This is a genomic window from Sphingomonas sp. (assembly GCF_048594985.1).
Taxonomy (GTDB): domain Bacteria; phylum Pseudomonadota; class Alphaproteobacteria; order Sphingomonadales; family Sphingomonadaceae; genus Sphingomonas_I.
In genome coordinates this window covers 1-6,411 of sequence record NZ_JBMDXG010000184.1, presented here as the reverse complement: position 1 = coordinate 6,411, position 6,411 = coordinate 1, and the positions used below count along the sequence as shown (strand labels likewise).

Annotated in this window: 6 protein-coding genes; 4 read left to right on the top strand and 2 right to left on the bottom strand. The window is 66.5% G+C overall.

Annotation, left to right across the window (positions count from 1 at the left end):
- The coding region (locus ACOJSF_RS07105; RefSeq protein ID WP_420141517.1) for an aldo/keto reductase at nucleotides 1-869 on the bottom strand (869 nt) is incomplete at its 3' end.
- Nucleotides 870-958: 89 nt separating this feature from the next.
- On the opposite strand from ACOJSF_RS07105, the gene ACOJSF_RS07100 reads away from it, so the two are divergent.
- From ACOJSF_RS07100 to ACOJSF_RS07085, 4 genes are all read left to right on the top strand, one after another.
- A complete protein-coding gene (locus ACOJSF_RS07100) occupies nucleotides 959-1,468 on the top strand; it encodes a YbjN domain-containing protein (protein WP_420141516.1) in 510 nt (169 codons plus the stop codon).
- Nucleotides 1,465-2,283, top strand: coding sequence for a pyrroline-5-carboxylate reductase (gene proC / locus ACOJSF_RS07095; RefSeq protein WP_420141515.1), 819 nt, complete (start codon nucleotides 1,465-1,467; stop codon nucleotides 2,281-2,283). Before ACOJSF_RS07100 ends, proC begins: the two co-directional genes overlap by 4 nt.
- A 136-nt stretch (nucleotides 2,284-2,419) precedes the next feature.
- On the top strand, nucleotides 2,420-3,922 hold the full coding sequence (locus ACOJSF_RS07090) for an ATPase domain-containing protein (RefSeq protein ID WP_420141514.1): 1,503 nt from the start codon (nucleotides 2,420-2,422) through the stop codon (nucleotides 3,920-3,922).
- Nucleotides 3,915-6,017: a response regulator gene (locus ACOJSF_RS07085; RefSeq protein WP_420141513.1), complete on the top strand. Its 2,103-nt coding sequence runs from the start codon at nucleotides 3,915-3,917 to the stop codon at nucleotides 6,015-6,017. Before ACOJSF_RS07090 ends, ACOJSF_RS07085 begins: the two co-directional genes overlap by 8 nt.
- A gap of 34 nt (nucleotides 6,018-6,051) precedes the next feature.
- Here the strand turns inward: ACOJSF_RS07085 and ACOJSF_RS07080 are convergent.
- A partial coding sequence (locus ACOJSF_RS07080; RefSeq protein ID WP_420141512.1) for a zinc-binding dehydrogenase occupies nucleotides 6,052-6,411 on the bottom strand: 360 nt, incomplete at its 5' end.

Here is a 6,411-nt window from a genome sequence, read left to right as displayed (position 1 = left end):
GGATCGAAGCGACGCATGTCGCCTTCCTCATATTCGGCGGACGGCTTGACCGCGCCGGTCAGGAAACCACGGCCGAGCGGCGAATAAGCGACGAAGCCGATGCCCAGTTCTCGCGTGGTGGGAAGCAGGGCTTCCACCTCGCGTTCGAAGACCGAATATTCGGTCTGCAGCACCGTCACCGGCTGGACCGCGTGGGCCTTCCTGATGGTCTGCGAGCCGGCTTCGCTGAGGCCGAAATACTTGACCTTGCCCTCCGCGATCAGATCCCCGACCGTCCCGGCGACATCCTCGATCGGGACATCGGGGTCGACCCGATGCTGATAGAGAATGTCGATCTGCCCGACCCCGAGATAGCGCAGGCTGTTCTCGGTCACTTGCCGGATATGATCGGGCCGGCTGTTGAGCCCATATTCGCCATTCTCGAACGTGAGGCCGAATTTGGTGGCGATGACGATATCGTCGCGGAAGTCCCTGACGGCCTCGCCGAGGAATTTCTCATTCTCGCCCCAGCCATAAAGTTCGGCCGTATCGAAGAAGGTGAAGCCCAGATCGTAGGCACGTTTGACGAGGTCGAACCCGGCCTGGGTGTCGGCGGAGCCGTAGGCCATATGGAACCCCATGGCGCCATAGCCCATGGCCGATACTTCCGGCCCGTTACGTCCAAGTTTGCGCGTCTGCATCGCAGGTCCTTTTTTTGCGTGTGGCTCCAGAAATAAGCGGCCGGCGCCGATCCCGAATGCCCGATGGTCCCGAATGCTTGCCTGATCGTCCAGATCGCACGGCGTCATGCCAAGCGCTGAAATTGCCAAGTCCCGTCGTGCAGCTGCCACGAATACCCACTGCCTTACTACCCACAGGAACCACTCCATCTATCCACAGCTTTGTCACCATGGCGTGGCGGCGCGGCTTTTCGTTGTGCGCCGCACCCGCTAGCGTGGCGGCATGCGAGGAGAGTGCGATGATCGCCGACGAGTTTGAGGGCGAGCGCGACGACGACGCGCCGATCGACACGCTGGAAAGCTATTTCGAGGCGCGCAACTGGTCGTTCGAGCGGCTGGGCGACGAGGAGATCGTCGCGACCGTGCCGGGAAGCTGGGCGCAGTATGAACTGCGCGGCGTGTGGCGCGAGGCGGACCGCGTGCTGCAATTCCTGGCACTGCCCGATATCCGTGTCGCGAGCGACAAGCGTCCGGCGGTCTACGAGACGATCGGGCTGGTCAACGAGCAATTGTGGATCGGCCATTTCGAACTGTGGTCGTCGAACGGCATTCTGCTGTTCCGCCACGCCGCCTTGCTCGACGGATCGAGCGAGGCAGCGCTGACGATCGACCAGGCGGGCACGCTGATCGAGGCCGCGGTCGACGAATGCGAGCGTTTCTACCCCGTGTTCCAGTTCGTGCTGTGGGGCGGCAAGTCGCCGAGCGAGGCGATCGCCGCCGCGCTGATCGAGACGCACGGCGAAGCGTGAGCGACTTTCCGATCGAGGGGCCGGTGTGGTTCATCGGCTGCGGCAACATGGCCGGCGCGATCCTGCGGCGGTGGCTGGCGGTCGGGCTGGATCCCGCGCGGGTCACGATCATCCGCAAGTCGGAGGCGCCGTTCGCGGACGGCGTGACGGTGCTGACCGCGCCGCCGCCCGACGGCGCGGTGCCGGCGCTGGTCGTGCTGGGCGTCAAGCCGCACATGATCGACCTCGTCGCCCCCTGGCTTGCGCCGCTGCTCGCACCGGAGACGGTGCTCGTGTCGATCCTGGCGGGCGTCGAGCTGGAGACGTTGCGCGCGCGCTTCGCGGCGCCCGCGCAGATCATCCGCGCGATGCCCAACACGCCGGTCGCGATCGGCCGGGGCGTGGTCGCGCTGGCGGCGGAGGGCGGCGACGCGCATGCCCGCGAGCGGATCGCGCGGACGTTCGGATCGCTCGGGCTGGTCGAATGGGTCGACGAGGAACGGTTCGACATCGTCACCGCGCTGAGCGGATCGGGGCCGGCCTTCCTGTTCCGCTTCATCGATGCGCTGGCTCAAGCGGGCGCCGATGCGGGGCTGGCGGCCGACCAGGCGGCGCGGCTGGCGCTGGCGACCGTCGAGGGATCGGCCGCGCTGGCGGCGGGCGAGGACGAAAGCCCGCACGAGCTGGCCGAGCGCGTGGCGAGCCCCGGCGGCAGTACGCGGCGCGGCCTCGACGTGCTGGATCAGGATAACGGGCTCGTCCCGTTGCTGCGCGACACGCTGACCGCCGCGATCCTGCGCAATCGCGAGATGGCCGAGGCCGCGCGGCGCGGGTAGACCTTGCGATGGCCGCCATTCGATCTGGTCATTGTGCCGCCCCCATTTCCCCGTAAAGCTGGGCATCGATCGCCGGGATGTGATGCGGATGCGGGCCCGTCTGTGTTCTCTCGGCGGACGGAAAGGCGCTTCTTCAATGAGTGACGGTTCGGCGAGGATTTCCACCGGCAACCCCGGTCTGGACCAGGTGCTGCGCGGCGGGCTGCCGCCAAACCGGCTTTACCTGATCGAAGGGGAGCCCGGATCGGGCAAGACGACCTTGTCGCTCCAGTTCCTGCTGGAGGGTCGCGCGCGGGGCGAGAAGACGCTCTACATCACGCTGTCGGAGACGAGCGAGGAACTGAAGGTCGTCGCGGAGTCGCACGGCTGGGATCTGGACGGGATCGCGCTGTTCGAACTCGCGTCGGCCGACGACAGTCTGGGGGCGGGGCGCGACCAGTCGATCCTCCACAGCTGGGAGATCGAGCTGGGCGGCATGATCCAGCTCATCAAGGATGAGGTCGCGCGGGTGTCGCCGCGCCGGGTGGTGTTCGACAGCCTGTCCGAAATGCGGCTGCTGGCGCAGGACCCGCTACGCTATCGCCGTCACATCCTGGCGCTGAAGCAATTTTTCGCCGGGCTGAACACCACGGTGGTCATGGTCGACGATCATACGGCGAGCAGCGGAGAGCGCGACACGCACCTCCATAGCCTATGTCATGGCGTCATCACGCTCGAGCGGCTCACCCTAGACTTCGGCGCGGCACGACGGCGGATGCAGGTGCAGAAATTACGCGGCATCGACTTCGTGGCGGGCTACCACGATTTCGTCCTGCGCAAGGGCGGGCTCGACATCTTCCCGCGGCTGATCGCGGCGGAGCATCACACCCCTTTCATCGGCGAGCCGATCACGAGCGATGTTCCCGCGTTGGACGAGCTGCTGCATGGAGGCCCCGCGCGCGGGACGTGCACATTGCTGACCGGTCCAGCGGGGGCCGGCAAGACGACGCTCGCGCTCCAATATCTCGCGGCGGCCTGTCGCCGGGGCGAGAAATGCGTCATCTACGAATTCGATGAGCGGGTCGGCACGCTGATGGTGCGCGCGCGCGCGTTCGGGATCGATCTGCAGAAGCTGATCGACGATGGCCTGATGGTGATCCGCCAGATTGACCCTGCCGAGATCGCACCCGGCCAGTTCACCGCGACAGTGCGCGAGGAGGTCGAGCAAAACGGCGCGCGGATCGTCCTGATCGATAGTCTGAACGGCTATATGTCCGCCATGCCGCAGGAGCAGCAATTGGTACTCCAGTTGCATGAACTGCTGTCATATCTCAGTCAGGCCGGAGTCGCGACGTTCCTGGTCAACCCGCAACAGGGCTTCTTCGGGACAATGGCGACGGAGGGGCTGAACGTGTCGTACATCGCCGACGTTGTCATCCTGCTCCGCTTCTTCGAAGCCGAGGGACGCCTTCGCAAGGCGATTTCGATTGTGAAGAACCGCAGCGGACCGCACGAGGATTCCATCCGCGAGCTGCGTATCGATGCGCACGGCGTGCGCGTCGGCGAGCCTCTGTCCGACTTTCACGGCATCCTGAGCGGAACGCCGCAATATACCGGATCGACCGCACCGCTTCTGGAGGATCGCGGTCCCCGTGCATAGAAGCGCGCCGGAAGGCTATCGCGTCCTGATCGCGGCGCCATACGGGCGCGATGCGCAAAGCATGCACGATCTGCTCTCCCGCCATGGCTATGCGGCCACGACGTGCCCCTCGATCGCCGACATCGCGGGACAGATCGGGGACGATATCGGCGCGATCCTGGTAACCGAGGAGGCGCTGGTCGCGGAACTCACGCCGCTTGACCGCGCGCTGGCGGCACAGCCCGCCTGGTCCGACGTGCCGTTCATCCTGCTGGCCGGGCGCCGTGCCGGGCGCGAAGCCAGCAGTGCGGCAATCCGCCGCCGCCTGCCCCAGAGCGCGATCAACGTCGTCCTGCTCGAACGGCCGCTCAGCGCGGAATCGCTGATCAGCGCGATCGATTCGGCGATGCGCAGCCGCCAGAAGCAGATTGAGATACGCGACCGCATTACCGAGCTGGATGCGGAAAAGGCGCGCCTTGCGACCCTGCTCGACCACCTACCGGTGGGCGTCGCCTTCGTTGGCCCGGATGGCGGCACATTGCTGTCCAACCCGGCCTTCCGGCGCTTTCAGCCCACGGGCGAAATCCCATCGCGGCTGGAGGACGGCGAAGAACGGTGGGTCGGCTATGACGAAAACGGGGAGCGGATCCGGCGCGACCGGTTCGTATCGGTGCGTACGTTGCGGGGGGAGACGGTTGAAGGCGTCGAATTCCTTTATCATCCCGACGACGGCGCCGCCATCTGGACGCGGGTCAGCGGCGTCCCGCTGACCGATGCCCACGGTCAGATCATCGGTTCGATCTCGGTGGTCGTCGACATCGACGAGCAGAAGCGCACACAGGAAGCGTTGGCTTATGCCGCGCAGAAATTCGAGGCCCAGGTCGGCGAGCGGACCGCCGAGTTGGAGGATGCGCTTGCGCGGCTGAAGGCGGAGGTGGACGAGCGTGAGCGCGCCGAGGCGGCGCTGCGCCAGTCGCAGAAGATGGAGGCGGTCGGCCAGCTGACCGGCGGCATCGCGCACGACTTCAACAACATGCTGACCGGCATCATCGGCGCGATCGACATCATGAAGCGGCGGATCGCGTCGAACCGCATCGACGATCTCGACCGGTTCATGGATGCGGCCTCGACCTCGGCGCAGCGCGCGGCGTCGCTCACCGCGCGGCTGCTCGCTTTTTCGCGCCGCCAGTCGCTCGACAGCCGCCCGACCGACGTCGGCGCTTTGGTCCAGTCGCTCGGCGACCTGCTGGACCGGACGATGAGCGAGCAGATCGACGTTGCGATCCTTCCCGGCGACGGCGTTCCGGCCGCGATGGTCGACGCCAACCAGCTTGAGAACGCGATCCTCAATCTCGCGATCAACGCGCGCGATGCGATGCCCGTGGGGGGCACGCTGACGATCGAAACGAACCTTGTCGAACTGGCGGACGATGATGCCACGCGCGGGCCGAGCCTCCCGGCGGGACATTATGTCGCGGTCACGGTGTCGGATACCGGCACGGGCATGGATGCCGAGACGATCGAGAAGGCGGTCGAACCGTTCTACACGACCAAGCCGATCGGGCAGGGGACGGGTCTCGGCCTGTCGATGGTCTACGGGTTTGCGCAGCAATCGAACGGGCAGGTGCGGATCCATTCGACCCCGGGCGTCGGAACATCGGTGTCGATCCATCTGCCCGTGGCCGAGGGATACGCCCCCACCGAACCGGCCGAACCCACCGCTCCGGCGCATGAAGGCAGCGGCCAGACCGTGCTGCTGGTCGAGGACGACGCGTCGGTGCGGCTGCTGATCCGCGAGGTGCTGGAGGAACTGGGCTATGTCGTCGCCGAGGCGGCCGAGCCCGAGGCCGCGATCGCGCTGCTCGAACGGACCGATCGGTTCGACCTGATGATCTCCGACGTCGGGCTGCCCGGCATGAACGGCCGTCAGCTTGCCGACATCGCACGCACGCACATGCCCGACCTGCCGATCCTGTTCGTCACCGGCTATGCCGAGAATGCGACGCTGCGATCGGGCTTCCTCGGCACGAACATGGCGATGATCACCAAGCCGTTCCAGATTGAGCGCCTGTCCGCCAAGATCGGCGAGATGCTGACCTACGACAAAGCGGGCTGACCGGGCGGCGCGCCGCCGCCCGATCGCGCGCGCCCTACGCCGCCATGTCGAGGACCACGCGCCCTTCGATCTGGCCCTTGTGCATGCGGTCGAACACCGCGTTGATGTCGTCCAGCCGCGCGGTCTCGATCGTCGCCCTGACCTTGCCGTCGGCGGCGAAATCGAGCGATTCCTGCAGGTCGAGCCGCGTGCCGACGATCGACCCGCGCACCGTGATGCCGTTGAGGACGAGGCCGAAGATGTCGAGCGGGAAGTCGCCGGGGGGCAGGCCGTTGAGCGACACCGTGCCGCCACGGCGCACCATGCCGATGGCCTGTTCGAACGCCTTCGGGGAGACCGCGGTGACGAGCGCGCCGTGCGCGCCGCCGATCTCCTTCTTCAGGTAGGCGACCGG